Consider the following 25,462-nt stretch of genomic DNA (forward strand, 5'->3'; position numbering starts at 1 on the left):
CGATCCTCATGAGCATCATGGTCTTCTGGCTGGAGCCCGATGGGCAGCCCGCCCGCCAGGAATTCGCCGCCAACGACCTGCTTGGCGCGCTGAAGTTCAGCGAAGAGCGCCGCCGCGAAGGCCGGCGCCACGTGAGCATCTCGACCGAACTGCCCGACAGCGTGGGCAAGGGCGGCGTCAACTCGGTCGAGGGCGGCCGCCTGCCGGATGGCCATGTCTACGACTACAACAAGGCCCATCGCGGCGCGGGCCTGAAGCCGACGACGTGAGCTCGTCGAAGTGAATTGGGTTGACGAGGCCACCCGCCCGCGCCCACAATCCGCCCCGCTCCGGGGTGTGCCGGGCCGCAAGGCCGAAGGCGCTGAGATGGAAAGCCAAACCCGAGAACTTGATCCGGTTCATACCGGCGTAAGAAGAGCGTAGACGAGCGGCCCGCGATGGGCGCACGAGCCGAAGAGGCCGCACCCCATCGCACCCGGCCGCCCGCGGACCCTCCGGAGCACGACGATTTTTTGTTGCTGCTGCCACCGGAGACCGCGATGACCACCCCCCATTCCGCCCACGAGCCTTCTCTGCACGAGAGACTGGCGCTCGCACGCGAGCCTTTCCCGGCCTCGCGCAAGGTCCACCTCGAGGGCCCGCTCACCGGCGTGCGTGTGCCCATGCGCGAGATCACGCTCAGCAACGGCGAGCGTCTGGTCGTGCACGACACCTCCGGCCCCTGTACCGACCCATCGATCCTCTTCGACGTGCGCCTGGGCCTGCCCGCACTGCGCAGCGCATGGATCGAAACGCGAGGCGACACCGAGCCCTACGATGCCCGACCGCGCTCGGCCCGCGACGACGGCTTGCGCCATGACACCACGGCCGACCCGCAGCTCGCCCGCCTGCACGCCGAAGCCGCCGCGCTGCAGCGCACGCCACGCCGCGCGAAGAGCGGCGCCAACGTCACGCAGATGCACTACGCGCGCCGCGGCATCGTCACGCCCGAGATGGAGTTCGTCGCGATCCGCGAGAACGACCGCCGCGCGTGGACGCGCGAATACCTCGCGGACGACGCAAGAGAAAAGCGCCTGGCCGGCAACGCGCTCGGCACCCGCATGCCCGCCGAGATCACGCCCGAGTTCGTGCGCAACGAGGTGGCGCGCGGCCGCGCCATCATCCCGGCCAACATCAACCACCCGGAACTCGAGCCCACCATCATCGGCCGCCACTTCAAGGTGAAGGTCAACGCCAACATCGGCAACTCGGCCGTCACCTCCAGCATCGAGGAGGAGGTGGAAAAACTCGTGTGGTCGACCCGCTGGGGCGCCGACACGGTGATGGACCTGTCGACCGGCAAGAACATCCACACCACGCGCGACTGGATTCTGCGCAACTCGCCCGTGCCCATCGGCACCGTGCCGCTGTACCAGGCGCTCGAAAAAGTGGGCGGCGTGGCCGAGGAGCTCTCGTGGGCCATCTTCCGCGACACGCTGATCGAGCAGGCCGAACAGGGCGTCGACTACTTCACCATCCACGCCGGCCTGCGCCTGCCCTTCATCCACCTCACGACGAAGCGGCGCACCGGCATCGTCTCGCGGGGCGGCTCCATCCTCGCCAAGTGGTGCATCACGCACCACCGGGAGAACTTCCTCTACACGCACTTCGACGAGATCTGCGAAATCATGAAGGCCTACGACGTGAGCTTCTCGCTCGGCGACGGCCTGCGCCCCGGCAGTGGCGCCGATGCCAACGACGAGGCCCAGTTCGCCGAGCTGCGCACGCTCGGCGAGCTGACGCAGATCGCGTGGAAGCACGACGTGCAGACCATGATCGAAGGCCCGGGCCATGTGCCGATGCACCTGATCCAGGCCAACATGGACGAGCAGCTCAAGCACTGCCACGAGGCGCCCTTCTACACGCTGGGCCCGCTCACCATCGACATCGCGCCCGGCTACGACCACATCGCCAGCGCCATCGGTGCCGCGATGATCGGCTGGATGGGCACCTCGATGCTCTGCTACGTGACGCCGAAGGAGCACCTTGGCCTGCCCGACCGAGACGACGTGAAGCAGGGGCTCATGGCCTACAAGATCGCCGCCCACGCCGCCGACGTCGCCAAGGGCCACCCGGGCGCCCGAGCGCGCGACGACGCGATGAGCAAGGCGCGCTTCGAGTTCCGCTGGAACGACCAGTTCGCGCTCGGCCTCGACCCCGAGACGGCGCGCGAGTACCACGACGAGACGCTGCCGAAGGATTCGTCGAAGCACGCGCATTTCTGCTCGATGTGCGGGCCGAAGTTCTGCTCGATGAAGATCACGCAGGACGTGCGCGACTACGCCGCCTCGCGCGGACTCGACGAGCACGATGCTGTCGCCCATGGCCAGGCCGAGAAGTCGGCCGAGTTCAAGGCCAAGGGGGGCGAGATCTACATCCCGGTGCACCCGGTATGAGAGGGCCGAGCGCAGGGCCGCTCCCAAGCCGGCCCGCCATCCCCTCGGGGGATCGGCTGATGTACTCATCGGACGGGGGACTGTCATGACAAGCTTGCGCATCGCCATCGCCGGCGCCGGCGTGCTGGGACGTCTGCTCGCATGGCGTCTCTCGCGCGAGGGCCACGCCGTGCAGGTGGTCGACCCCGCGCCCGGCCCCGGCGCACCGCCGCTCGGCAGCGTCCTGTCGCAGCCCTTCGCCGCCGGCTACACCGCGGCCGGCCTGCTGAGCCCGCTCGCCGAACTCGACCACGCCGAGCCCGAACTCGCCGCGCTCGGCTGGCGCTCGATCGTGATGTGGCGCGACGTGGCCTCGGCGCTGGCACCGCAAGCGCCGCAGACGCTGCTGCGCGTGCAGGGCAGCCTGCTCGTCGCGCACAACGCCGACATGGGCGCCGCGCTGCGCGTGATGGTCAAGCTGCGCAGCGCCTGTGAAGCCGACCCCAGCGCCTGGCCCGCCCCCGAGATCGTGCCGCCAAGCGAGCTGCGCGTGATGGAGCCCGAGCTGCTGCCCGGCCTGTCCGCCTGGTCGCTGCCCGGCGAAGGCCAGCTCGAACCGCGCCTGCTGCTCGATGCCCTCGCCGCGCAGGCCACCGGCGTGCAGTGGCATTGGGGCCAGCGTGTCACGCAGGTGCGGCCGGGCAGCCTGCAGCTCGAAAACGGACAGCGGATCGGCTGTGACCTGGCGGTTGACGTGCGCGGACTGGGCGCACGCGACGACGCCCCCGGCCTGCGCGGCGTGCGCGGCGAGCTGGTGTGGTTGCACGCGCCGGGCCTGCGCCTTCGCCACCCGGTGCGGCTGCTGCATCCGCGTCACCGTGTGTACATCGTGCCGCGCGCCGGCGAGCACATCGTGGTGGGCGCGAGCGAGATCGAGAGCGAAGACCGCTCGGCGGTGAGCCTGCGCAGCGCCGTCGAGCTGATGGCCGCTGCGCACAGCGTGCTGCCCGGCCTCGCCGAAGCCCGCATCGTGCACCTCGACACCAACCTGCGCCCCGCCTGGCCCGACCACCAGCCGCGCATCGAGGCCTCGCCCGGTCTCTTGCGCATCACCGGCCTCTACCGCCACGGCTGGCTGCTCGCGCCCGCGCTGGTCGACGACGCCCTGCGCCAGGTGCTGCCGGAGCCCGCGCATGCCTGAGGCCACCGTCTACCTCAACGGCGAAGCCCGTCCGTGGCAGCCGCAGATGAACCTGCTCGCACTGCTCGCGGACGAAACCCGCCAGGTCGCCACCGCCCTCAACGGCGAATTCGTGCCGCAGGCGCAACGCGCCCACACGCTGCTGCAGCCGGGCGACCAGGTGACCGTCTTCACCGCCATCGTCGGAGGCTGACACCATGCACGCTGCCCCCTGGGCCGTCTACGGCACCCCGCTCGCCAGCCGCTTCTTCCTCGGTTCGGCCGGCTACCCCTCGCCGCACACGCTGCGCCAGTGCATCGAGGCTTCGGGCACGCAGGTCGTCACCGTCGGCCTGCGCCGCACGCTGGCGGGCGCTGGAGACAACGGCTTCGTCGCCGAGATCCGTGCGGCGCTGCGCGAGCGCGGCGGCCACCTGCTGCCCAACACCGCCGGCTGCCGCACCGCACGCGAAGCCATCACGCTGGCCCACATGGCGCGCGAGCTGTACGGCACCGCCTGGATCAAGCTCGAAGTGGTGGGCGACGAGCACACACTCCAGCCCGACCCCTGGGAGCTGCTCGTCGCCGCCGAGCAGCTGACGAAAGATGGCTTCTGCGTCTTCCCCTACTGCACCGACGACCTGGTGCTGTGCCGCCGCCTGCTCGACGCCGGCTGCCAGGTGCTGATGCCCTGGGGCGCCCCCATCGGCTCGGGCCAGGGCCTGCTCAACCCGCAGGCGCTGCGCACGCTACGCGAACGGCTGCCCGAGGTGCCCTTGATCGTCGACGCCGGCCTCGGCACCCCCTCGCACGCGGTGCTTGCGCTCGAACTCGGACTCGACGGTGTGCTGCTCAACTCGGCCGTCTCGCAATCGGGCGACCCGGTGCGCATGGCCGCCGCCTTCGCCCATGCGGTGCAAGCCGGCCGGCTGGCCCGCGAGGCCGGCGCGATGGCCCAGCAGGCGATGGCCGTGCCCACCACACCGGTCACCGGCCGGCCCTTCCTGATCGGCTGAAGACACGATGAGCCCTCCCATCGTCTGGAGCATCTCCGGCCACGACAGCGGCGGCGGCGCCGGCCTGAGCGCCGACCAGCGCGCCGCCGACGCCGCCGAAGTGCACCTGTGCCCCATCGTCGCCGCCCTCACCGCACAGAGCAGCGTGGCGGTCGACAGCGTGCACCCGGTGCCGCCCGAGCAGTTGCAGGCGCAGCTCGAAGCGCTGGCCCATGACCTGCCGCCGCGAGCCATCAAGACCGGCCTGCTCGGCAGCGTGGCCAACGTGCGCATGGTTGCGCAATGGGTCGACCGCCTGCGCCAGCGCGGGCCGCTCGCACTCGTCGTCGACCCCGTGCTGCGCGCGAGCACCGGCGAGAGCTTCGCCGACGTCGCGCTCGTCGAGGCCTACCGGCGCGAGCTGCTGCCGCGTGCGACAGTGGTCACGCCCAACCGCCGCGAGGCCGCCGTGCTGCTCTTGCGCCACGACCGCGACGTGCCCGACCAGGCACGTGCGCTGCAGGCACTCGGCACGCAGGCCGTGTGCATCACCGGCGGCGATGCCGATGACCCCACCGCCCGCGACCGCTGGCACAGCGTGCACGCGAGCGGCTGGCTTGCCCTGCCGCGCCGCGCGGCGACCAACACCCACGGCACCGGCTGCACCTTCGCCACCGCGCTCGCCGCCGCCCTGGCACGTGGTTTTGTACCGGCCGATGCGGCGGTGATCGCCAAGATGCTCACCACCTCGGGCCTGCAGGCCAACGCGCCGAACCCCGGTCGCGGTGCCGGCCCGGTGCGCCCCCGCCATGGCTTCATCACCGACCGCAGCCTGTTGCCTACGCTCGACGACGGCGAGTGGCCCACGGTCGCGCCACGTGGCGCACCGCCGGTGCAAGGCCTCTATGCCATCACCGACCACGCGGCGCAGCTCGCCTCGCTGGTCGAACAGGGCGTGCGCACCGTGCAACTGCGCCTCAAGCGCGCAGAAGCCGAGCCCGAAGCCGCATGGCAGGCCCGCCTGCTCGATGAGATCTCCCGCTCGCGTGCCGCAGCGCTCGCGCACGGCGCCACGCTCATCGTCAACGACCACTGGCAGCAGGCCGCAGCGCTCGGTGTCGACTTCGTGCACCTGGGCCAGGAAGACCTGCTCGCCCTGAGCGACGAAGACCGCGAGCAACTGCATCGCGCACGCCGCGCAGGCCTGCGCCTGGGCCTCAGCTCGCACAGCCTGTGGGAGCTGGCCCGCGCCGCCGCCTGGCAACCCGACTACATCGCCTGCGGCCCGGTGTGGCCGACGCTCACCAAGGCCATGCCGTGGCAGCCGCAGGGCCTGCACAACCTCGCCTGGTGGGCGGCGATGTCGCCTGCGCCGGTGGTGGCGATCGGAGGCATCCTCGAACCGTCTCAACTGGCCGACGCGGCTGCGGCCGGCGCAAGTGCGGGCTGTGTGGTGCGCGGGTTGCAGCCCGGTTCATTCCACGCGGTGGTTGACTGGCGTCAAGCGTGGGACGCCGGCGCCACCCGGCGCGGCACCCAGGTGCACTGGCCCCGCCCGACGCTGTAGCGGCTACACCGACATCCGCACCGGAATGCGCCGCCGCCCGAAGCCGCGCTCGAAGGTCTCGGCAAAACGCCCGGCGACCGGCGTGCCGCAGTGCGGGCAGGCGCCCTTCGCATCGAAGCTCGTAGCGCAGCACCGCATGCCAGTCGCGCTCGATCAGCGCGGCCTTGCAGCCGGGGCAGTAGGTGGTGCCGCCTTCGGCGTCGTGCACGTTGCCGGTGTAGACGTGGTGCAGGCCGTTGGCGAGCGCGATCCCACGCGCCCGGGTCAGCGTCTCCTTCGGCGTGCGCGGAATGTCGCTCATCTTGTAGTCGGGGTGGAAGGCGGAGAAGTGCAGCGGCACCTCGGGCCCCAGGTGCTCGACGAGCCAGCGTGTCATCTGCTCGATCTCGTCCGGGCTGTCGTTGAGGCCGGGGATCAGGAGCGTGGTGATCTCCAGCCAGCAGTCGGTCTCGTGGTGGATGTACTGCAGCGTGTCGAGCACCGGCGCGAGGTGCGAGCCGGTCTGCTGCTGGTAGAAGTGTTCAGTGAAGGCCTTGAGGTCGACGTTGGCCGCATCCATCTTGGCGTAGAACTCGCGGCGCGGTTCGGCGTGGATGTAGCCCGCCGTCACGGCCACCGTCTTCACGCCTTGTGCGTGGCAGGCGTCGGCGGTGTCCATCGCGTACTCGGCAAAGATCACCGGGTCGTTGTAGGTGAAGGCCACGCTCTGCGCGCCGCTGTCTTTCGCGACGGCGGCGATGCGCTCGGGCGAGGCCTCGTCCATCAGGCGGTCCATCTCGCGGCTCTTGGAGATGTCCCAGTTCTGGCAGAACTTGCAGGCGAGGTTGCAGCCGGCGGTGCCGAACGACAGCACGCTCGAACCGGGGTGGAAATGGTTGAGCGGCTTCTTCTCGATCGGGTCGATGCAGAAGCCGGAGCTGCGGCCGTAGGTGGTGAGGCGCATCTCGTCGCCCACGCGCTGCCGCACGAAGCACAGGCCACGCTGGCCTTCGTGCAGCTTGCAGTCGCGCGGGCAGAGATCGCACTGGATGCGCCCGTCGGCGAGCGCATGCCACCAGCGGCCGGGCACGTTGCTCGGATCGTTCATCGTGTGTCCTCGAACTTGCGCACGCGGTAGCGCGACAGCTTCACATCGGGCGCCCAGAAATCCGCCTGCAAGCCGGCCTTGCGCTTGAGCGAGGCGAGGAAGCTGCGCGCATCGGGCAGTTGCTCCCACACCTGCGGCAGAAAGGTCGCGCGGCGGCCCTGCCATTCGAAAATGACGCCGTCTTCGCCGGGCCGCAGCGCCGCCAGGGCCTCGGCTTCGCTGCGCACCTCCATCGGCTCGGGTGCATCGAGCAACGAGACCTCGACCCGCAAGCCCGGCCACTCGCTGGCCAGCAAGGGCGGGAATCGAGGGTCATGGAACGCTGCCGCCACCGCGTTGGCACGCACGTCGTCGAGCAGAGGTCGCACCGCTTCGAGCCGGCCGACGCACCCGCGCAGCTTGCCCTCGCGATCGTGCAGCGTCACGAAGGTCGCACCCGGCTGGGCGAGTGCGGCCAGGTCGGGCAACGCAGACGCGGGCACGTCGAGGCCCAGCGCTTCGGCGATGGCACGCCGGGCGAGCGTGACGAGGGTCGCGCCCAGCGAGTCGCCCGCCTCACGTGCGGGCGGCACATCGAACGCCAGTGCGCCATAGCCGACCACCCGGTCGCGCCCGGCTCGGCCCGCCGCCGCATCGCCCGAGTTGCGCACCCCCAGCAGTCGCGGCACCAGTCCCTTGGCACGGGCGAGCTGGAGCGCGCCATTGAGCGGCGCGGCCCCGCAAGCCTCGTCGCCTTCGAGATCGGTGGCGAAGTGCAGGATGCGCTGCACCGTGGCCCCGTCACGCGCTTGCGCCTGCGCATACGGCAGGTAGTGCGACAGGTCGGAGCTGATGACGATCAGCGTCTCGTCGCCGCCCCACAACCGCTCCAGCACCTGCGCCACCTCGGCCGGGCTGGCGTCGCCCACGGCCAGCGGCACGAGCTGGAAGCCGTCGCCCAGCACCTGCTGCAAGAAGGGCAGCTGCACCTCGAGCGCGTGCTCCATCGCATGCGGCCGGTCGGCCTGCACCAGCTGCGACAGGTCGCTCACCGACGCGATGGCCCCGCGGTCGATCGGCACCTTGCCGAGCGGCGTCTCGAACGCCTCGACGCTGGGCGCCGCCAGGCCGCGCACCGGCACCCGGTGCACCGGGCCGAGCAGCACCACGCGCTTGATCTGTGCGCGCCAGCGGGCCAGCTCGGCATACCCGAGCGCCGCCACGTCACCGGAATAGACATATCCCGCATGCGGCACCACGAGGAGCTTGGGCGGGCGCGTCGCCGCGGCCGGCTCGCCCGCCTGGCGCAGGTGCGCGGCCAGCGCGGCGCGCAGGGTGGCGGGGTCATCGGGATAGAAGCTGCCTGCAACAGCGGCAGGGCGGGTGCTCACGGACATGGCGTCGTTCTCCAAACGCGTAGCCCTGCAACTGGGGCCATCGCACCCACGATCAACCCATCCCCGCCGCTTCGCAAACGGTAACCCTTGCCCTGACTCAGACTGGGGTGGAAACGGGTAAAGTCATCTCAACTGTGCAGAATGCACATTTACAAGACAGACAGCCAGGAGCACCTCATGAAGACTTGGACCCGACACATCCGCATCGCCGCACTGGCGCTGGTGGCCGCCGTCATCGGCGCCTGCGGGGGCGGCAGCGACAGTGGCGGCACCGGGGCCAGCAGCGGCACCCTGCGCGTGGCGCTGACCGACGCCCCCGCCTGCGGCTACGACCATGTGTACGTCACCGTCGACCGCGTGCGCGTGCACCAGAGCAGCACCGCCGCCGACGGCGACGCCGGCTGGGCCGAGGTGGTGCTGCCCACGCCGCGCCGCATCGACCTCCTGAGCCTCACCAACGGCGTGCTCGACGAGCTGGGCCAGACGCCGCTGCCCGCCGGCCGCTACACGCAGCTGCGCCTCGTGCTCGCGCCCAACGGCAATGGCAACGCCACGCCGATCGCCAATGCCATCCGCCTCACCGGCGACTCGGCCGACACCCCGCTCGTCACCCCGAGCGGCCAGCAAAGCGGCCTGAAGATGAACGTCAACATCGAGGTCGCCGCCAACCAGATGGTCGACGCGGTGCTCGACTTCGACGCCTGCAAGTCCATCGTGCGTGCCGGCAACTCGGGCCGCTATCTGCTGAAGCCGGTGATCCGCGTGATCCCGCGCTACGTCTCGGGCGTGCTCGGCTACGTGGACCTGGCGCTGGTCGGCCCCGGCACCAGCGTCTCGCTGCAGCAGGCCGGCGTGGTGATCCGCGCGACCGTGCCCGATGCGACCGGCCGCTTCCTGCTGCAACCCGTGGCCCCGGGCACCTATGACCTGGTGCTGAGCGCGCCCGGCCGCAGCACCACCGTGATCACCGGCGTGCCCGTCACCGCCGACACCGTGCTGAGCCTCAACACCGCCCTCGCGGCCCTCGTGCCGCCCCCCTCGCCCACCGGCGTGGCGAGCGGCGCCATCACCGTCACCCCGGCCGGCCCGATGGATGCCGAGGTGCGCGCCCTGCAGGCAGCCGGCCCCACCACCGTCGAAGTGGCCAGCACGCTCGCCGATGAAAGCACCGGCCTCTACAGCCTCGCGTTGCCCACCGCCGCGCCGCTCGTGACGGGCTACGCCGTGCCGCTGCCGCCCGCCACGGCCGCCAGCGCCTCGGCCGGCCGCTACACGCTGCAGGCCACGCTCGGCGGCATCACCAAGACGACAGCCGCGCCGGTCACGGTGTCGGCGAGCGCGCCGGTGGTGACGGGGTTCTCGTTCCCGTAACGCCGACGCGGCGACACCGTCCCACCGGCGGTGTCGCCCCTCGCGGCACGGGATACTGGGGCCATGGCCCACGATGCACCCGTGCACTTCATCGATCTCCAGCCGGGGCATCTGCCCATGCTGCGCGAATGGCTCGCCCGCCCGCACGTCGCGCAGTGGTGGCAGCCCACGCCCACGCTGGACGAGCTGCATGCCGACTACATCGCCCCGCGCGACGAGCCGGGCGCGACGCGCGCCTACATCGCCTGACTGCGCCATGAGCCGATCGGCTTCATCCAGCGGTACGTGGTGATGGGGTCCGGCGGCGGCTGGTGGGAAGACGAGACCGACCCCGGCGCGCGTGGCATCGACCAGTTCCTCGCTGACGCGCACCGTCTCGGCCAGGGCGTCGGCCGCCTGATGATCAAGCGCTTCGTCGAGCAGCTCTTCCGCGACCCGGCCGTCACCGTGGTGCAGACCGACCCGTCGCCCGACAACCCCCGCGCCATCCGCTGCTACCGCGCGGCCGGGTTCAACGACGTGGGCCAGGTGGCCACGCCGGACGGCCCGGCCTGGCTCATGCGCATCTCGCGACCTTCCACCACGGCCTAGCCGGCGCGCTCCGTCGCCTGCACGGCGCGCACCCCATCGCCCACGCGGATCGCCCCGCCCGTGAGCACACGCGCCGTCATGCCGCCATGCCCGCGCATCGCGGCGTAGGCGCCGGGGCCGATCTCCTCTTCCATGCGCGAGCAGGGCGCGCAGGGGCCGACGATCTCGAGCACCGCCTCGCCCACCTGCAGCTTCGCGTTCTTCAGCGCCAGGAGGTTGATGCCCGAGACCACGAGATTGCGGCGCAACTTCACCGGGTCGACCTCGGCCACGCGGGCCAGCTGGGCGATCACCGGCAGGTGCTCCTGCTGGATCAGCGTGACCTGCCGTGTCGACAGCTCGGCCTCGCCGCGCTGGCCGAGGCGATCGTCGGCCAGGCCGATGCGGGCGAGCGCCGTCGTCGCCTCGATGCGGCGTGCCGGCGCCCGCGACGCGCCACGCACGACGATGGCTTCGACGCGGCCCTCGACGTGCGGCGGGGCGTTGAGGTCGCGGATGGTTTTCATGCGGGCATTGTGGCGAGCTTGCTGGAACCCCGTTGCCGGATCGACACTCCGACGCACATGCCCAACCCCTGCACCTCCTCACGACGGCGCTGCCTGCGCCACGCGCTCGGCGCGGCCGGCGCATTGGCCTTGCCGTCGCTCGCGCTGGCCGGCCTGCCGTCGATGACCGAAGGCCCCTTCTACCCCTCGATCGACTGGCGCAAGCGCCAGCTCGACTGGGACGCCGACCTCACCCGCGTGACCCGCTCCAGCAGCGCCGACGCCCCGCGCGCCGCCGGCGAATGGCTGGACCTCGGCGGCGCCGTGCTCGACACCGCGGGCCGCCCGATCGACGGTGCAGAGGTCGAGATCTGGCAGTGCGACGTGCACGGCAGCTACCGCCACCCGAACGGCGCCGGCGACAAGGTCGACGATGCCTTCCAGGGCTTCGGCAGCACGCGCAGCGATGGCCGTGGGCTCTATCGCTTCCGCACCATCAAGCCGGTGCCCTACCCCGGCCGCACGCCGCACATCCATGTGCGGCTGCGCCACCGCAGCTTCGGCGAGCTGACCTCGCAGCTCTTCGTGGCCGGCGACCCGGCCAATGCACGCGACTTCATCTACCGCAGTCTCTCGGAGGCCGAGCGCGGCGACGTCGACATGCGGCTGCAGAGCGCGCCGGCCGGCGCGCCCACACGCTGGGTCGCGCAGCGATCGCTGGTGGTCGGCCGCTGAGGCACCCGTCCCGCTAGATCTGCGGCCAGAGCGCCTGCTCGATCGGCGTCGGCGCCCGCAGGCGCTCGCTGAAGTCGGCCTCGGGCATCGGGCGCCCGAAGAAGAAGCCCTGCGCCATGTCGCAGGCGAGCGCGCGCAGGAAGGCGCGCTGCTGCTCGGTCTCCACCCCCTCGGCCACCACGCGCAGGTCGAGCCCGCGCGCCATCGCGATGATGGCGGTGACGATCGCCGCATCGTCCTTGTCGCTGTGCAGGTCCTGAATGAACGAGCGGTCGATCTTCAGCGAGTGGATGGGAAAGCGCTTCAGGTACGCGAGGCTCGAATAGCCGGTGCCGAAGTCGTCGATGGCCAGGTGCACACCCATCGCGCCGAGCTGCGTGAGCGTCTGCACGGTGTCGTCGGCGTGGTGCAGCAGCATGCCTTCGGTCAGCTCCAGCTCGAGCAGGTGCGGCGGCAGGCAGGAGTCGCGCAAGGCCTGCGCGACCATGCTCACCATGTGCTTCTGCCTGAACTGCCGCGGTGACAGGTTCACCGAGATGCGCAGGCCAGGCGACTGCGCCTGCCACGCCTTCGCCTGCGCGCAGGCCTGGCGCAGCACCCATTCGCCCAACGGCACGATGAGGCCGGTGTCTTCGGCGACCGGAATGAAATCGGCCGGCGACACCAGGCGCTTGTCGGGCTGCGGCCAGCGCAGCAGCGCCTCGGCGCCGCAGACGATGCCGCTCGCCAGGTCGATCAGCGGCTGGTAGTGCAAGACGAACTCGTCGTGCTCGATCGCGCGGCGCATCGCCGTCTCGGTCGACAGGCGCCGGCTCACCCGCTCGTTCATCTGCGGGCTGAAGAACTGGTAGTTGCCGCGGCCCGACTCCTTCGCGTGGTACATCGCGGTGTCGGCATTGCGCAGCAGGGTCTGGGCGTTGTCGCCGTCTTCGGGGTAGAGCGAGATGCCGATGCTCGCCGCCGCCGGCAGGCGCTGGCCCGCCACTTCGAGCGGCCGCGCCAGTTCGGCCAGGATGCGCGTGGCCACCCGCGCGGGCTCGGCACTGTCGCTTACGCCGGGCAGGCTGATGATGAACTCGTCGCCGCCCAGGCGCGCGGCGGTGTCTTCGGTTCGCAGGCAGGTCTTGAGCCGCGCGGCAACCGCCTGCAGCAGCTGGTCACCCATGCCATGGCCAAGCGAGTCGTTGATGTTCTTGAAGCGGTCGAGGTCGAGGAACAGCAGCGCCACCCGGTTGTCGGCGCGTGCCGCGTGGGCAATCGCCTGCTCCACCCGGTCGGTCAGCAGCGAACGATTGGGCAGGCCGGTGAGCGCATCGTGGTGGGCCATGTGCACCACCCGCTGGTCGGCCAGGCGGCGCTCCGCGATCTCGGCTTCCAGCTCATCGTTGGCGCGTCCGAGGGCCAGCGTGCGCTCGGCCACGCGCCGTTCCAGCAGGTCGTGCGCCTCCTGCAGCGCGGCTTGCGCCTGCTCGCGCTCGGCATGCTGGCGACGGATCACCCCGTCGGCATGCCGCACGATGAAGAACAAGACGCCGTACAGCAGGAACAGCAGCCCCACCACGCCAAGCACCACCTGCTGCTGCGTGTGGGTGATGCGCGCGAGAAATGGCGTGACGTCGTCGTACACCTCCAACACCGCCACGATGGGCTCGCCCGGCGCCTGGCGCACCGGCAGGTAGGTCGACAGCATGTCGCGGTGCTCGACCACGCCCTCGAAGGCGCTGAACTGGTTGCGGTGCGTCAGCTCGCTCAGCACCTTCCCCGCGCGTGCGCCGATGAAGCCGGCGTTGCGGCTCTTGTCCTCGCCGATCTGCTGCGCCTCCGACGAGAACACCGTGCGGCCTTCGAGGTCGTAGACCTTCACCTTCGCGACCGACAGGCCCTTCACATGCTCGATGAGGGCGGCCGCAAAGCCGGCGCGGTCGGGGTGCTGCAGCAAGGCCTCGGGCGTGCGAAGGCGCTCGGCCGTGGCGAGGTAGGGCCCGAGGCGCGGCCACATCGAGTTGGCGAGCACCGTGGTGAGCGCCCGGTTGTTGGACTCGCCCATCTCCACGAGCGAGCGCACCGCCACCTCGCGGTACAGGTACCCGAGCGCAACTCCCACGAGCGCGATCGACATCAGGCTCGCAAAGGAGAAATAACGCAGGAGCCTAAACACGGCAGGCCACCATCTTCAGGCTGTGACACTGGGCCTGATCTTCAGCCGAGATGGGCCGGCGTGCGCGCCTGGCAGAACGCCGCGGCGTGAAAGATTGCGCTACCTCCGTGCGCCTGACCTCAGCTGCGCCCGCCCTTGCCCGCCGGGCGCCCGAGGTTGGCCGCCACCAGCGCCGCCGCGAGCGTGACCAGCCATGACACGTAGACCCACAACAGGAAGGCCGGCAGCACTGCGAACGCGCCGTACACCGCCTTGTAGGTCGGCAGCTTGAGCAGGTAGGCCGCAAAGCCGCGCTTGGCCAACTCGATGGCGATGCTGCCCAGCGCCCCGCCCACCAGCGCCTGTGGCCAGCCGACGCGCGTGTTGGGCACAACGCGAAAGAGGCACGCGAGCGCCACCGCGCCCAGCAGCGCGGGCGCGAAGTTGAGCGCCGCATGCGCCGCCGGCGGCAGGGCCTCGATCCACCCCATCGACATGCCGAGCAGGTACGACGAGGCCCACAGGCTCACGCCCAGCACCGGCGGCCCGAGCGCCAGCATCGCGAGGTAGAGGCCCACGCGCTTGAGGAAGGGGCGGTTGCGCTTGACACCCCAGATCTGGTTGAGCGCGTTCTCCACCGTCAGCAGGAGCGCGAGCGAGGTCGCGAGCAGGAACAGCGAGCCGGCCCAGGTGAGCCCGCCAGCGTTGGCCGCGAACTGGCCGAGGTGGCGCAGCACCGGCTGTGCGATGTCGGCCGGCAGCAGGTTGCGCAGGAGCAGCGCTTCGATCGCATCCTTGAAGCGCTTGAAGAGCGACGGGTAGCGGGTGAAGAGCGCGAAGCAGATGGCGAGAAAGGGCACCCCCGACAGCACCGTCGTGAAGGTAAGGCTGCCGGCGATCTGCGGCAGGCGCTCCTTGCGGGCGCGCTGGAAGGTCTGGCGGAAGAACTGGAACATCAGCGCGTGTGCGTCATTTCGCGAACGCCTTGCGCGAACCGTCTTCGAACACCGCGTCGTCGCGCAGCACCTTGCCCGCCTCGTCGAGCGTGCGCTCGCGCGTGATGCGGCCGCGTTCGTCGTAGAAGCGCTCCAGTCGCAGGATGCCCTCGGGGTCGAAGGATCGGTGGACACCGCGCGGCTGCTCGTCGTAGCGGCCGACCAGCAGCCAGCGACCCTCGAACGACAGCCGCCCGTTGTCGTGGAAGCGGGTCTCCTGCCTGGCCAGCTGCTCGCCGTGGCGCTCGTAGGCCTGTTTCGTGCGCAGCTGTCCGTTCAGGTACCACTGCTGTTCCAGCACCAGGTCGTTCGTGCGCTCACCCGGCTTCCACTGGCGCTCGCGCGTGAGGGTGCCGCTCTCGTGGTACTCGCGCTCCAGCGTGGTCACGCGGTGCCGGCCGCTCGTCACCCACTGGCGCTCGCGGCGCTTCACACCGGTCTCATAAAAGCTGCGCTCGGTGCCGCCTTCGGCCGTCATCTCGGTCTGCTCGCGCGGCTTGCCGTTGGGTCCGAGCGACTCGCTCCTGCGCCGCTCGCCACGCTCGTGCACCACGCTGCCGGTCACGCGGCCATCCTCGGCATGCAGCGTCACGGTGCCGGCGGCGCCCTGGTGGCCGCACCACGCGGCGTCGTCGGCATGCGGCCCGAGCACCGGCTGGGCGGCGCAGCGCAACTCGCGCAGCTTGCCCTGAGCGGTGTACTCGGCCACCGCCTGCTCGCGGCCGTCGTCGCTGTAGGAGGCCACGCGAAGCAGCTGCCCGTTCGCATGCCAGCGCCGCACCAGACCCACCCGCGTGCCATTGCGCAGCGTCTCTTCGAGCACCAGTTGCCGCCCGGCGAATTCGCGTGCCACGCCGTCGCGGTTGCCGCGCTCGTTGACGCTGTGCTCGCGCTGCAGCTCGCCCTTGTCGCTGTAGTAGCGCACGACGCCCATGAAGACACCGTTGCGGATCTCCTGCTCGCGCACGAGCTGGCCGGTTTCGCGGTCGCGGCAGCGCATCAGGCCGGTCTTGCCGGCGGTGGTGTGGCCGTTGCTGGGGTTGACCGACTCGCCTGCGATGTCGCAGGTCTCGAGCCTGGCGAATGCCAGGGTGGGGATGGCACAAAGCGCCAGGAGGAGGAAGCGTCGCATAGGTGAATGCTACGCAAGCGGCGCGCTCCTACAGTCGCCTTCATCACAACAGGGAGGAGCCACCATGCCATCCATCGATGCGGACCTGCAAGCCGCCTACGTCTACACCTTCCCCTATTACGAGATGGCGCGCACGCGCCACGTGACCGCCGAGCTGCAACGCCTGCCGGTCAACACGCTCAACCACCGGCGCGCGCTCGCCGACCACACCGCCCGTGCGGTGACCACGCCCAACAACGACACGCTTTACTCCAGCGCCTGGCTCGACCTCTCGGCCGGCCCGCTGGAGCTGACGGTGCCGCGCATCCCGGCTGGCCGCTACTGGTCGGTGCAGTTCCTGGACGCGAGCACCAGCACCGCGGCGATGCTGGGCTCCCGCAGCGACGGCGAAGGCGACCTGAAGGTCTGGATCGTCCGCGACGGCGACCCCACCGAAGCACCGGCCGGCGTGCGCTTGCTGCGCCTGGCCACCCGCGACGTGTGGATGCTCGGCCGCATCGTGGTCGACGGCACGCACGACCTGCCCGCGGTGCACGCCTTGCAAGACGGCCTGAAGCTGCGGGTGGTGAAGCCCGGCGCCGCACCGGCCGGCCCGGTGGCCCCCACGGTGCCGCGCGGCTCTCCCACCGACGGCGCCAACTACCTTGCGGTGGTCAACGACATGCTGCAACGCAGCGGCGTGCACGCCGCCGACCCCGAGAGGCTCAAGCGCTGGTCTGCCTTCGGCATCGGCAGCAGCACTGTCACGCCGGAGCAAGGCGCCGCGTTGACGGCCGCCCTGCCCACCCTCAACACCACGCTGCGCTCCGGCGCACCGCGGGCCGCCACCGCGAAGCTCGTGCAGCGCTGGACCTACCCCAACCCGGCGATCGGCACCTTCGGCACCGACTTCGCGCTGCGTGCCGCCGTCGCGCTGAGCGGCCTGGGCGCCTTGCCGCCGACTGAGGCGGTGTACCTCAACGCCCTGACCGACCACAACGGCGCGCCCCTCAGCGGCGGCCAGCGCTATCGTGTGCGCGTGCCCGCACAGGGCATCGACGCGAAGGCCTTCTGGTCGCTCTCGATGTACCAGATCGAACCCGACGGTCGCCTCTTCTTCATCGACAACCCGATCAAGCGCTACGCGGTGGGCAACCGCACGCCCGGCCTCGTGAAGAATGCCGATGGCTCGCTCGACCTCTACGTGCAGCAGCAGGAACCCGCCGACGCCACGCAGAAAGCCAACTGGTTGCCCGCACCGGCAGGCCCCTTCCGCCTGTCGCTGCGCGCTTACCTGCCCTCACCGGCGCTCGCCCAGGGCGAGGCGCCGCTGCCGGTGGTCGAAGTGCTGCCGTGACCCGGCAACCGCCGCCGCTCAGGCCTCGTTGGGGTTGGTGATCGCGCGCAGCGACATCCGCCGGTAGGCCTCGATCAGCGCCTTGGCCTCGCCCCGCTTGGCCGAGAGCGTGAGGCGCATGGTCTCTTCGCCGAGCTGCCACACGAGGAAGGCGAGCGTGCCGACCTTCTTCGCGTCGGCCTTCGGGAACACACGCATCATCGCCGCCGCCAGCAGCGCACCGGCGGCGCGGCTCTCGGCCATCTGCAGCTCGGCGAGCAGCTTGTCGGCCTGCATGCCGGCGTGCAGGTCGCGCATCACCGGGTTGCTGTCCATCAGCTCCTCGTAGAGGTCGAGCAGGCTGGAGAACGCGGCCGACAGGCCGGCCTTGTCGCGCACCTCGGCCAGCTCGGCCTCGATGCGCGTGCGGCATTCCAGCGCGTACTTCTCGGCCAGCGTGCGGATCACGGCGCGCTTGTCGGGGAAGTACTGGTACAGCGAGCCGATCGAGATGCCGGCCTCCTGCGCCACCTCGCTCATCTTCAAGGGCTCGCTGCCCTTCTGCGCGATCAGCGCTTCGGCCACCGCGAGGATGCGATCGCGGCGCTCCTGGCTGCGCGCCTGAAGCGGCTGGCGGCGGGCGGCGGGCAATTCTTCGGACGGGGGCGGACACATGGCGAGATGGGGTCTTCAAAAAAGCGGCTTGACAGACAAACGTGAGTATCTATCATCTTTGAACGTGATAAACACTCACGTTTTGAAGCATACCCCTCACCCCACTGGAGACCGCCATGCAGACCTCGACCCCGGCCACCGCGCCCGACACCCGCCCCATCCTCGTCACCGGCGCCACCGGCAAGACCGGCAGCCGCATCGCCGCGCGCCTGCGCGCCATGGGCGTGCCCGTGCGGGCCGGCTCGCGCAGCGCCACGCCCGCCTTCGACTGGGAGGCCCCGACCACCTGGCGCGCCGCACTGGAGGGCGTGCGCGCGGCATACGTGAGCTACCAGCCCGACCTGGCCGTGCCCACCGCCCTGGCCACGGTGACGGCGTTCTTCACGCTGGCGCGCGAGCTGGGGGTGAACACCCTCGTGCTGCTGTCAGGCCGCGGCGAGCGCGAGGCCGAGCAGGCCGAAGACGCCCTGCGTGCGAGCGGCGTCGACTGGACCATCCTCCGCGCCGCCTGGTTCGCGCAGAACTTCAGCGAGGGCCTCATGCTCGACCCGCTGCTCCAAGGCGAACTGGCCCTGCCGGTGGCCGAGGTGCGCGAGCCGTTCATCGACGTGGAAGACATCGCCGAGATCGCCGTGCAGGCGCTCACCACCGATCGCCACCGCCAGCAGCTGTACGAGGTGACCGGCCCGCGCAGCATGAGCTTCGCGCAGGCGGTACACGAGATCGCGCAGGCCAGCGGCCAGCCGCTGCGCTACACCCCCGTGCCGAACGAGGCCTACCGCGCCGCCCTGACCGCCGCGCAGACGCCGCCCGCGATGACCGACCTCGTGATGTACCTGTTCGAGACCCTGCTCGACGGCCGCAACGAGCGTGTGACCGACGGCGTGCAGCGCGCACTCGGCCGCCCTGCGCGTGATTTCAGCGAGTTCGCGCGCAAGGCGGCGGCGGCCGGCGCGTGGCCGGCACGCGTGGCCGCCTGAGGCGCTTACTGCACCGCGGCCGCGAGCCCGGTGCGCACGGTCGCCGACGGCGTGGGGCCGATCTCGACGAAGGTGTCGTTGGCAACCGTGTAGGCCGGCCAGGCGAGCCCGGTCGTGCTCGGGTTGCCGGTGCGGGCGAAGTTGGCCCACATCGTCATTAAGGTGTCGACCGTCGTCACGTCGCCGGCCCCCCATTGCATCGAGGTGTAGACGTCGGCCGAATCGCCGGCGGTGCCGGTGATGCCGTTGCCGTTCAGGTCACCGATGGGCGGCTTCGTGCCGTTGGGCAGCAGCACGAGGTTGAGGCTGTAGTTGCTCACGTGGCCCATCGGGAAGTTGAAGAGGTAGGGCAACTCGCCGCCGTGCGCGCTCAGGAGGCCCATCGCGCTCCAGCCGTCGGGCACGCGGCTGAACTTGTAGACGTACTGCGGCGACTGGTAGGTCGGCGTGCGCTGCGTGAGGAAGACCGGCAGCGCGCCCCGCAGCGTGCTGTAGTCGCCCGAGGTCACGCCCACCATCAGCGGGACGTCGCTCGGCATGCCCTCGGCCACGTTCTGCGCGTAGGTCTTGGGCAGGTAGTGGTAGTCGGCGTTGGGGCGGTAGGTTTCGCGCGGGATGCCGTTGTCGATGTCGGCCTGCACGATGGCCTGCCACGGCAGCGCACGCGCTTCGGCCAGCGTGGTCACGTTGTTGCGCGCAAAGAGCGCGGTGCCGATCGCCTCGTTGGCCGCGAGCGAGGTGGCCACGGTGCCGGTGGCCGGGATCGGGCTCGCGCCGCTCTGCACGATGGCCTTGTGGAAGAGCCCGGTGGCCATTGGCGAATTCATCAGCGAGTAGGTCTTGCCGCCGCCGCCCGACTGGCCAAAGATCGTCACGTTGCCCGGGTTGCCGCCGAAGGCCGCGATGTTGTCACGCACCCATTGCAGGGCCATCACGAGGTCCATCTGGCCGTAGTTGCCCGAGCCGTTGTAGCCGCTCTCGGCGGTCAGCAGCGGGTGCGACAGGTAGCCGAAGGCGCCGAGGCGGTGGTTCACCGTCACCAGCACCACGCCCTTGGTGGTGAGGCTGTCCGGGTTGTTGTATTGCTTGGAGTTGCCGGTGAGGATGGCGAAGGCGCCGCCGTGGAACCACACCATCACCGGAAGGTTGGCAGCGTTTTTCGGCGCGGTGATGTTGAGGTAGAGCGAGTCTTCGCTCATGCCGCCTTCGCCGATGGCTTCGAGCCGGGTGTCCTGCGCCGACTGGTGGGCCCACGCTGTGGCGTGGCGCACGCCGCTCCACGGCTGCGCGGCCTGCGGTGGGCGCCAGCGCAGGTCACCGACCGGCGGGCGCGCGTACGGCACGCCGAGGAACTGCCAGGTGGTGGCATTGGCCTCGAAGCCGCTCAGCTGGCCGCCGGTGGTGGCGACGACATGGCGCGGGCTGGTCGACCGCGCGAAGTGTTCGAGCGCGGCCGTGGTCGTGCGCGCGGTGCGCGGGCGTGGGTCGAGGTCGGTGAAGACGTTGGCGCCGTTGAGCGCCGTGAGCAGCGGCGCGAGGCTCGCGCGGAACGTGGTGCTGCTCTGGTCGAAGTTGATCGACGCGGCCTGCGCCGAGACCACGCTGCGGATCGCATCGGTGATCTGGATGCCGTTGTTGAGGTCGCCGTCGGCGTCGAGCGTCTGCAGCAGGATCAGCTTGTTGGCCACGCGCTGATCGCTGGCCGCGGCGGCACCGCTCGTGATGCTCAAGGGCGTGAGCGTGGCTGCGCCTGACGCCGAGCCGAGCGTGAGATTGCCGATCGAAAAGGTGAGCGTCTCGCCGGCCTGGTAGGCAAAGCGGCCCTGCGCGTCGGTGCTGCGCGCGCCGTGCACGCTGCCCTGCACGTTGAGGCCGGCCACGGGGCTGTCGACGAAGGTGCCGGTCTGGGTGGCGTTGTCGTCACCCGAGCCGCAGGCCGCGACCGACATCAGCGTTGCCATGGCTGCGGCGAGCACCGGCTGGCGCTTGCGTGTGTTGAACATGAATCACTCCTCGTGTGGGTTGTCGTATGGGTTGTCGTCATCAGGGAAAGACGGTCGAGAGGCCGCTGCGCACCTGCGGCGTGGCGCCGAGTTCGACGTAGCCGTCGTTCGCTGTCGTGTAGGCCGGCCAGGCGAAGCTGGCGGTGCCCGGGTTGCCGGTGCGGGCGAAGTTCGTCCACATCGTCATCGTGGTGTCGATGACGGCCGTGTCGGTGGCGTCGAAGCCGGCCGAGGCGAACACGTCGGCGCTGTCACCGGCCGTGCCGGTGACGCCGTTGCCGTTGAGGTCGCCCACGATGAGCCGCGCGCCGGTGGCCGGATCGATCACGAGGTTGAGCAGGAAATGCGTCACCACGCTCTCGGGCGCGTTGAACACGTAGGTCAGCTCGCCGCCGTGGTAGGTGGTCACGCCGCGTGCGCGCCAGCCGGCCGGCATGTGGGTGAAGAGCGCGGCGTAGTGCGGTGCCGCGCTGTGCGTCTTCATCCACGGGAACACCGTCTTCACCGTCTGGATCGGGTCGACGGTGTCGTTGGCGTTGACCACGATCAGGAAGGGCACGTCGTTGTGCGACTGCGACTCGAAGCTCACACGCTCGGTGGTCGGCAGGTAGCGGTTGTCGACGTTGGTATAGGGCGTGAGCGCCGCGGCGGCGGTGACCACCTCCGTCCACGGCCGCGCGCGCATCTCGGTGAGCGTGGCGGCGTTGAGGTTGTTGGCGAGCTGCGTGCCGATGGCCTCGGCCGAGGCGAGGCTGCGCGTGTCGGGGTAGAGCGTGCCGCTCTGGCTGATGGCCTTGTGGAAGAGGCCGCGTGCGGCCGGCGAGGCCATCAGCGAGAGCACCTTCCGCCCGCCGCCCGACTCGCCGAAGATGGTCACGTTGTTCGGGTCGCCGCCGAACTGCGCAATGTTGTCGCGCACCCATTGCAGCGCGGCGATGAGGTCCATCTGCCCGTAGTTGCCCGAGCCGCCGTAGCCGCTCTCGGCGCTGAGCGCCGGGTGCGCGATGTAGCCGAAGGGCCCGAGCCGGTGGTTCACCGACACCTGCACCACGCCCTTGGTGACCAGCGCCCGGGCGTTGTTGAAGGGCTTGGTGTTGCTGGTGAGCGAGGTGAAACCGCCCCCGTGGAACCACACCATCACCGGCAGGTTGTTCGCGGCCTTGGGCGCGGTGACGTTGAGGTAGAGGCAGTCTTCGCTCATGCCGCCTTCGCCGAAGCGTTCGAGCGCCGTCGTCTGCGCGGCCTGGTCGGCCCAGGCGACGGCGTGGCGCACGCCGCCCCAGGGCGACACCGGCTGCGGCGGGCGCCAGCGCAGGTCGCCCACCGGCGGCCGGGCATACGGGATGCCGAGGAACTGCCATGCAGTCGCACTGGCCTCGAAGCCGCTCAGGGTGCCGGCGGTGGTGGTGACGACGTGGCGCGGCCGCGTCCAGCGGATGTGGTGCTCGAGCGCCGCCGTGGCGGGAGCGCGCGCTGCGCGGGCGGGGGTCGAGGTCGGTGAAGGCGCTGGCGCTTTCGAGCTGCGCGAGCAGCGGGCCGATGCTTGCGCGGAAGGCGGTGGTGCTCTGCGCGAAGTCGATCGACGCGGCGTTCGCGGTCACCACGCGGCGGATGGTGTCGGTGAGCTGCACGCCGTTGTTGAGGTCGCCATCGGCGTCCAGGCTCTGCAACAGCACGAGGCGGTTGTTCATCGCCGGCTCGGTCGCGGCGGTGGCGCTCATGCTGTCGACGCTGGCCACCAGCGTGTCGACGAAGCCGGGCGGCGCAGGCTCATCGTCGCCCGAGCCACAGGCGGCACCGGCCAGGGCCAGCAGCGCGGCGAGCGGCCAGCGGTTGCGGGAACGTCGAAGGGGAAAGGAGCTCATGCGGTCGTCCAGGCGGGTGTGTGTTCTTGGGGTGATGGCGAGCGCCCCGCCTTTGGTATGGCGGGGCGCGACACGATCAACGCGGGATCGGGGCGATGCGCGCTTCTGCGAGCGCCTTCGCGTGGTCGGCCGGCAGCAGGTAGCCGGCTTGCAGCGCGCGGTCGGCGGCGGCCTTGTACTTGTTGTAGTAGTCGTCGCGGCTCGAATAGAGCGAGCCCAGGCGCGTGGCGGTGAAGACCGTCGTGCTGCCGCAGGTGGTGCACGCAAAGCGGTCGAGGAACTCGCTGCTGCTCGTCGAGTTGTCGAGGCCGTAGGTGGCGATCGGCACGTCGATCTCGGGCAGGCGCAGGCCGCCGAGCGCGTTGCCGTAGCTGTCACGCTGGATGCGGCCGAGCAGCGTGCTGCGCGTGATGCGTGGTGCGGTGGGCGGCAGCACGCCGTTGATCGACCAGCGCACGAGGTGGCTGTAGACGGCGTTCTGCACACGGTAGAAGGGCATGCGGTTGGCCGGCTTGTCGCAGACCACGCGCGGCCGCGTGCTCACTTCCTGCAGGCTCGACAGCATGTACTCGTCGGTGTGGGTGGAGCCGGCCACCTCCCAGTAGCGCACCTTCGGCCCATCGACCGCCTTGGAGGTCTCGGACTGCGAGTTGACGTCCATCTCGGCCTGCAGCTGGAACACCGGGTGCGAGGCATCGGCGCGGATCACCGTGCTCGACGGCGTGCCGCGGAAGTCACCCGACGACAGCTTGAAACCCGAATCACCACGGCCGTGGATCACGAAGCCGTCGATCACACGCTCCAGCGGCTGGATCGCGTTGACATACGTCACGAGCCGGATCGCCGACTGCGAGTGCCCGGTGGCGAAGATCTTGTTGGGCACCAGGCCGCCGAGCAGCACGCCGTACTGGTCGCGGATGGCCTTGGCCGTCTGCGACAGGATGTCATACGAGATGTCGTCGTTGGGCAGGTTGCCCTGCGCATAGCGCGTGGGGTTCTTCTCCTTCGAGCCTTCGAGGCCGACCCGCTGGTTGGTCAGGCCCACGTAGGCGTAGCCCTGGCGGATGAACTCCTCGCGCGAGTTGGCCCAGTCGATGTCGAGCACGTAGCCCGAGCTGACGTTGAGCCACTCCAGGATCACGATGCCGTTGAACTTGGACGGATCGCTCGGGCGGCGCACCAGCAGCGGCGTGTTGTACGGCGTGCTGCTGGAGTAGACGTAGGCGCTCCACTTGCCGTCGGAGCGCAGCGTGCTCGACGCACGATAGGTGCGGGCCAGACCCGAGATCCAGAATTCGCGGTCGGTGTAGCCCTGCGGGTTGAGGGCAGCGCTGCGGTCGAGGAAGTGGCCGCCGACGGGGGCCGGCTGGATGGCCGCCTGCGGCACGGCCGCATACGACGTGGCGGCACCGGCTGCAAGCAATGCCGCAGCCAGCGCGCGCTGTGCGCGATGGATGAAAGTCTTCATGAAGTCTCCTGGTGGAACGAGAAAGGCGGTGCTGTCGCGTGCGCACGCGAACGCGATGACCCGTGCACACACGCTCTCGTGCACGCTCTGCGGCGTGCTCGGAACGTTCGATCCAGTCTAGGAGCGCAGGGCCGACCCTGTTGACGTCATCCGTGTGGATGTCGGGTTAGTCGCTAGGCCTCTCGTACAAACTCGCGGGGCCGGTGTGGCGCGAAGGCCGCGGCCGCCGGCCGCTCGCCGCGCGACGGCACGATCGGGTCGAGCGTGACGTAGCCGCGCCCGACGAACATCACCTGCGGCGGAAAGCCGTACTGCTGCTTCCACAGCTTGGAGAAGTGTGCCGAGTCGGCGAAGCCCGCGGCCGCGGCGATCTCGGTCATGCTCACGCCGCTGCGCAGGTAGACGGCGGCCGCCTGCACCTTGAGCACCTGCTCGTACTTGCGCAGCGAGATGCCGGCCTCGCGCTGGAAGAGGTGCACCAGCCAGTCCTTCGACAGGCACACCGCCTCGGCCAACTCGGCCATGCTGCGGCGGCGGTTCTCGCGCAGCAGCCTCATCACCGTGCGCACACGCGCATCGATCGGCCGCGGTTCGGGCAGGCGCTTCATCGCCACGGCGACGAAGTCGCTGAACAGCCGATCGGCGGCCGACGACGACATGCGCCCGGCGCGGAACTCGACCAGCGCCGCCTGCAGCTCGGCGAAATGCGCCCGCGGCCACAGCTCGACGGGGCTCTCGGCGACGTTTGCGAACGAACGGAAATGCCGGTGCGTGGGCGACACGTCGAGGCACACCAGCTCGGTGCCGCGTGCGACGATGGTCTTGCGCACACCGGAGGCCACCCACACGGCCGCGGCCCGCACCGGCCCCTCTGCGGTCTCGACGGTGAACTCGCTGCCGTCGAGCGACAGCACCAGCACCACCGAATGGCGCTGACTGCTCACCGGCGCGAGCTGGCCGACGTAGACGAAGCCGTCGCGCAGCAGGTGCATGCGGCCAAGGTCACCCGGGGCCGCGGGCCGGGCCGGGCGGATCAGGGGGCGAGAAGAAGGGGTCGCCCGGGCACCGGGCTCGAACTGCAAGTCCATGTG

The 25,462-nt window shown here is 70.4% G+C and carries 20 protein-coding genes, 2 pseudogenes and 1 riboswitch; of the genes and pseudogenes, 11 read left to right on the top strand and 11 right to left on the bottom strand.

Annotation, left to right across the window (positions count from 1 at the left end):
* Positions 1–8: 8 nt before the first annotated feature.
* From LRS03_RS13250 to LRS03_RS13275, 6 genes are all read left to right on the top strand, one after another.
* Positions 9–269: a hypothetical protein gene (locus tag LRS03_RS13250; RefSeq protein WP_257825942.1), complete on the top strand. Its 261-nt coding sequence runs from the start codon at positions 9–11 to the stop codon at positions 267–269.
* Positions 270–320: 51 nt separating this feature from the next.
* Positions 321–432: riboswitch (TPP riboswitch) on the top strand.
* 107 nt (positions 433–539) lie between these two features.
* A complete protein-coding gene (gene thiC, locus LRS03_RS13255; RefSeq protein ID WP_257825944.1) occupies positions 540–2,435 on the top strand; it encodes a phosphomethylpyrimidine synthase ThiC in 1,896 nt (631 codons plus the stop codon).
* 85 nt (positions 2,436–2,520) lie between these two features.
* The gene (locus LRS03_RS13260) at positions 2,521–3,615 is read left to right on the top strand and encodes an FAD-binding oxidoreductase (RefSeq protein WP_257825946.1); all 1,095 of its coding nucleotides are present in this window, start codon (positions 2,521–2,523) and stop codon (positions 3,613–3,615) included.
* A complete protein-coding gene (gene thiS, locus LRS03_RS13265; RefSeq protein WP_257825947.1) occupies positions 3,608–3,808 on the top strand; it encodes a sulfur carrier protein ThiS in 201 nt (66 codons plus the stop codon). The genes LRS03_RS13260 and thiS overlap by 8 nt, the downstream gene beginning before the upstream one ends.
* A gap of 4 nt (positions 3,809–3,812) precedes the next feature.
* A complete protein-coding gene (locus LRS03_RS13270; protein ID WP_257825949.1) occupies positions 3,813–4,610 on the top strand; it encodes a thiazole synthase in 798 nt (265 codons plus the stop codon).
* A gap of 7 nt (positions 4,611–4,617) precedes the next feature.
* Positions 4,618–6,156, top strand: a complete 1,539-nt coding sequence (locus tag LRS03_RS13275; RefSeq protein WP_257825951.1) for a PfkB family carbohydrate kinase — start codon at positions 4,618–4,620, stop codon at positions 6,154–6,156.
* Positions 6,157–6,310: 154 nt separating this feature from the next.
* Here LRS03_RS13275 and amrS read toward each other — a convergent pair.
* Both amrS and amrB read right to left on the bottom strand, forming a co-directional pair.
* Positions 6,311–7,243 (bottom strand): annotated as a pseudogene (gene amrS, locus LRS03_RS13280) (AmmeMemoRadiSam system radical SAM enzyme); the annotation flags it as partial.
* The gene (amrB, locus tag LRS03_RS13285) at positions 7,240–8,619 is read right to left on the bottom strand and encodes an AmmeMemoRadiSam system protein B (protein WP_257825952.1); all 1,380 of its coding nucleotides are present in this window, start codon (positions 8,617–8,619) and stop codon (positions 7,240–7,242) included. The pseudogene amrS and the gene amrB, both read right to left, overlap by 4 nt.
* A gap of 177 nt (positions 8,620–8,796) precedes the next feature.
* Between amrB and LRS03_RS13290 the strand changes: the two genes are divergently transcribed.
* Both LRS03_RS13290 and LRS03_RS13295 read left to right on the top strand, forming a co-directional pair.
* Complete coding sequence (locus tag LRS03_RS13290; protein WP_257825954.1) at positions 8,797–9,990, top strand: DUF4382 domain-containing protein; 1,194 nt, start codon at positions 8,797–8,799, stop codon at positions 9,988–9,990.
* A 63-nt stretch (positions 9,991–10,053) separates the two neighbouring features.
* Positions 10,054–10,581 (top strand): annotated as a pseudogene (locus LRS03_RS13295) (GNAT family N-acetyltransferase).
* Here the strand turns inward: LRS03_RS13295 and LRS03_RS13300 are convergent.
* Positions 10,578–11,087 (bottom strand): MOSC domain-containing protein, encoded by a 510-nt coding sequence (locus LRS03_RS13300; protein WP_257825955.1) that lies wholly within the window; start codon positions 11,085–11,087, stop codon positions 10,578–10,580. The pseudogene LRS03_RS13295 and the gene LRS03_RS13300 sit on opposite strands and share 4 nt — an antisense overlap.
* 57 nt (positions 11,088–11,144) lie before the next feature.
* Here LRS03_RS13300 and LRS03_RS13305 point away from each other — a divergent pair, with 57 nt between their 5' ends.
* On the top strand, positions 11,145–11,801 hold the full coding sequence (locus tag LRS03_RS13305) for a dioxygenase family protein (protein WP_257825956.1): 657 nt from the start codon (positions 11,145–11,147) through the stop codon (positions 11,799–11,801).
* A gap of 13 nt (positions 11,802–11,814) precedes the next feature.
* Here the strand turns inward: LRS03_RS13305 and LRS03_RS13310 are convergent, their stop codons facing one another.
* The 3 genes from LRS03_RS13310 to LRS03_RS13320 form a co-directional block, all read right to left on the bottom strand.
* A complete protein-coding gene (locus LRS03_RS13310; RefSeq protein WP_257825957.1) occupies positions 11,815–13,920 on the bottom strand; it encodes a putative bifunctional diguanylate cyclase/phosphodiesterase in 2,106 nt (701 codons plus the stop codon).
* Between the two features lie 158 nt (positions 13,921–14,078).
* Positions 14,079–14,894 carry a YihY family inner membrane protein gene (locus LRS03_RS13315; RefSeq protein ID WP_257825959.1) on the bottom strand — a complete coding sequence of 272 codons (816 nt, stop codon included), beginning with the start codon at positions 14,892–14,894 and terminating at the stop codon, positions 14,079–14,081.
* A 13-nt stretch (positions 14,895–14,907) separates the two neighbouring features.
* Positions 14,908–16,065 carry a toxin-antitoxin system YwqK family antitoxin gene (locus tag LRS03_RS13320; protein ID WP_257825960.1) on the bottom strand — a complete coding sequence of 386 codons (1,158 nt, stop codon included), beginning with the start codon at positions 16,063–16,065 and terminating at the stop codon, positions 14,908–14,910.
* A 64-nt stretch (positions 16,066–16,129) separates the two neighbouring features.
* Here LRS03_RS13320 and LRS03_RS13325 point away from each other — a divergent pair, with 64 nt between their 5' ends.
* Complete coding sequence (locus LRS03_RS13325) at positions 16,130–17,401, top strand: DUF1254 domain-containing protein (RefSeq protein WP_257825962.1); 1,272 nt, start codon at positions 16,130–16,132, stop codon at positions 17,399–17,401.
* 18 nt (positions 17,402–17,419) lie between these two features.
* On the opposite strand, the gene LRS03_RS13330 is transcribed toward LRS03_RS13325, so the two are convergent.
* Complete coding sequence (locus tag LRS03_RS13330; protein WP_257825964.1) at positions 17,420–18,055, bottom strand: TetR/AcrR family transcriptional regulator; 636 nt, start codon at positions 18,053–18,055, stop codon at positions 17,420–17,422.
* Between the two features lie 116 nt (positions 18,056–18,171).
* On the opposite strand from LRS03_RS13330, the gene LRS03_RS13335 reads away from it, so the two are divergent.
* The gene (locus LRS03_RS13335) at positions 18,172–19,035 is read left to right on the top strand and encodes an NmrA family NAD(P)-binding protein (protein WP_257825965.1); all 864 of its coding nucleotides are present in this window, start codon (positions 18,172–18,174) and stop codon (positions 19,033–19,035) included.
* A gap of 5 nt (positions 19,036–19,040) precedes the next feature.
* Here the strand turns inward: LRS03_RS13335 and LRS03_RS13340 are convergent, their stop codons facing one another.
* From LRS03_RS13340 to LRS03_RS13355, 4 genes are all read right to left on the bottom strand, one after another.
* The gene (locus LRS03_RS13340) at positions 19,041–21,038 is read right to left on the bottom strand and encodes a carboxylesterase/lipase family protein (protein ID WP_257825966.1); all 1,998 of its coding nucleotides are present in this window, start codon (positions 21,036–21,038) and stop codon (positions 19,041–19,043) included.
* A gap of 40 nt (positions 21,039–21,078) precedes the next feature.
* On the bottom strand, positions 21,079–22,476 hold the full coding sequence (locus LRS03_RS13345) for a carboxylesterase/lipase family protein (RefSeq protein WP_257829550.1): 1,398 nt from the start codon (positions 22,474–22,476) through the stop codon (positions 21,079–21,081).
* A gap of 503 nt (positions 22,477–22,979) precedes the next feature.
* On the bottom strand, positions 22,980–24,371 hold the full coding sequence (locus tag LRS03_RS13350; protein ID WP_257825967.1) for an alpha/beta hydrolase domain-containing protein: 1,392 nt from the start codon (positions 24,369–24,371) through the stop codon (positions 22,980–22,982).
* A 173-nt stretch (positions 24,372–24,544) separates the two neighbouring features.
* Positions 24,545–25,459, bottom strand: a complete 915-nt coding sequence (locus tag LRS03_RS13355) for a helix-turn-helix transcriptional regulator (protein WP_257825968.1) — start codon at positions 25,457–25,459, stop codon at positions 24,545–24,547.
* Between the last annotated feature and the right edge of the window lie 3 nt (positions 25,460–25,462).

Source organism: Rhizobacter sp. J219 (genome assembly GCF_024700055.1).
Classification (GTDB): Bacteria; Pseudomonadota; Gammaproteobacteria; order Burkholderiales; family Burkholderiaceae_C; genus Rhizobacter.

Bases quoted from the DNA above. Each gene is read 5' to 3' on its own strand.
- thiS (WP_257825947.1), top strand. From the start codon at position 3,608: ATGCCTGAGGCCACCGTCTACCTCAACGGCGAAGCCCGTCCGTGGCAG.
- LRS03_RS13335 (WP_257825965.1), top strand. From the start codon at position 18,172: ATGCAGACCTCGACCCCGGCCACCGCGCCCGACACCCGCCCCATCCTC.
- amrB (WP_257825952.1), bottom strand. From the start codon at position 8,619: ATGTCCGTGAGCACCCGCCCTGCCGCTGTTGCAGGCAGCTTCTATCCC.
- LRS03_RS13330 (WP_257825964.1), bottom strand. From the start codon at position 18,055: ATGTGTCCGCCCCCGTCCGAAGAATTGCCCGCCGCCCGCCGCCAGCCG.
- LRS03_RS13355 (WP_257825968.1), bottom strand. From the start codon at position 25,459: ATGGACTTGCAGTTCGAGCCCGGTGCCCGGGCGACCCCTTCTTCTCGC.
- LRS03_RS13350 (WP_257825967.1), bottom strand. From the start codon at position 24,371: ATGAAGACTTTCATCCATCGCGCACAGCGCGCGCTGGCTGCGGCATTG.
- LRS03_RS13325 (WP_257825962.1), top strand. From the start codon at position 16,130: ATGCCATCCATCGATGCGGACCTGCAAGCCGCCTACGTCTACACCTTC.
- LRS03_RS13270 (WP_257825949.1), top strand. From the start codon at position 3,813: ATGCACGCTGCCCCCTGGGCCGTCTACGGCACCCCGCTCGCCAGCCGC.
- LRS03_RS13290 (WP_257825954.1), top strand. From the start codon at position 8,797: ATGAAGACTTGGACCCGACACATCCGCATCGCCGCACTGGCGCTGGTG.
- LRS03_RS13300 (WP_257825955.1), bottom strand. From the start codon at position 11,087: ATGAAAACCATCCGCGACCTCAACGCCCCGCCGCACGTCGAGGGCCGC.
- LRS03_RS13320 (WP_257825960.1), bottom strand. From the start codon at position 16,065: ATGCGACGCTTCCTCCTCCTGGCGCTTTGTGCCATCCCCACCCTGGCA.
- LRS03_RS13315 (WP_257825959.1), bottom strand. From the start codon at position 14,894: ATGTTCCAGTTCTTCCGCCAGACCTTCCAGCGCGCCCGCAAGGAGCGC.
- LRS03_RS13340 (WP_257825966.1), bottom strand. From the start codon at position 21,038: ATGTTCAACACACGCAAGCGCCAGCCGGTGCTCGCCGCAGCCATGGCA.
- LRS03_RS13310 (WP_257825957.1), bottom strand. From the start codon at position 13,920: ATGTCGATCGCGCTCGTGGGAGTTGCGCTCGGGTACCTGTACCGCGAG.
- LRS03_RS13305 (WP_257825956.1), top strand. From the start codon at position 11,145: ATGCCCAACCCCTGCACCTCCTCACGACGGCGCTGCCTGCGCCACGCG.
- LRS03_RS13260 (WP_257825946.1), top strand. From the start codon at position 2,521: ATGACAAGCTTGCGCATCGCCATCGCCGGCGCCGGCGTGCTGGGACGT.
- thiC (WP_257825944.1), top strand. From the start codon at position 540: ATGACCACCCCCCATTCCGCCCACGAGCCTTCTCTGCACGAGAGACTG.
- LRS03_RS13250 (WP_257825942.1), top strand. From the start codon at position 9: ATGAGCATCATGGTCTTCTGGCTGGAGCCCGATGGGCAGCCCGCCCGC.
- LRS03_RS13275 (WP_257825951.1), top strand. From the start codon at position 4,618: ATGAGCCCTCCCATCGTCTGGAGCATCTCCGGCCACGACAGCGGCGGC.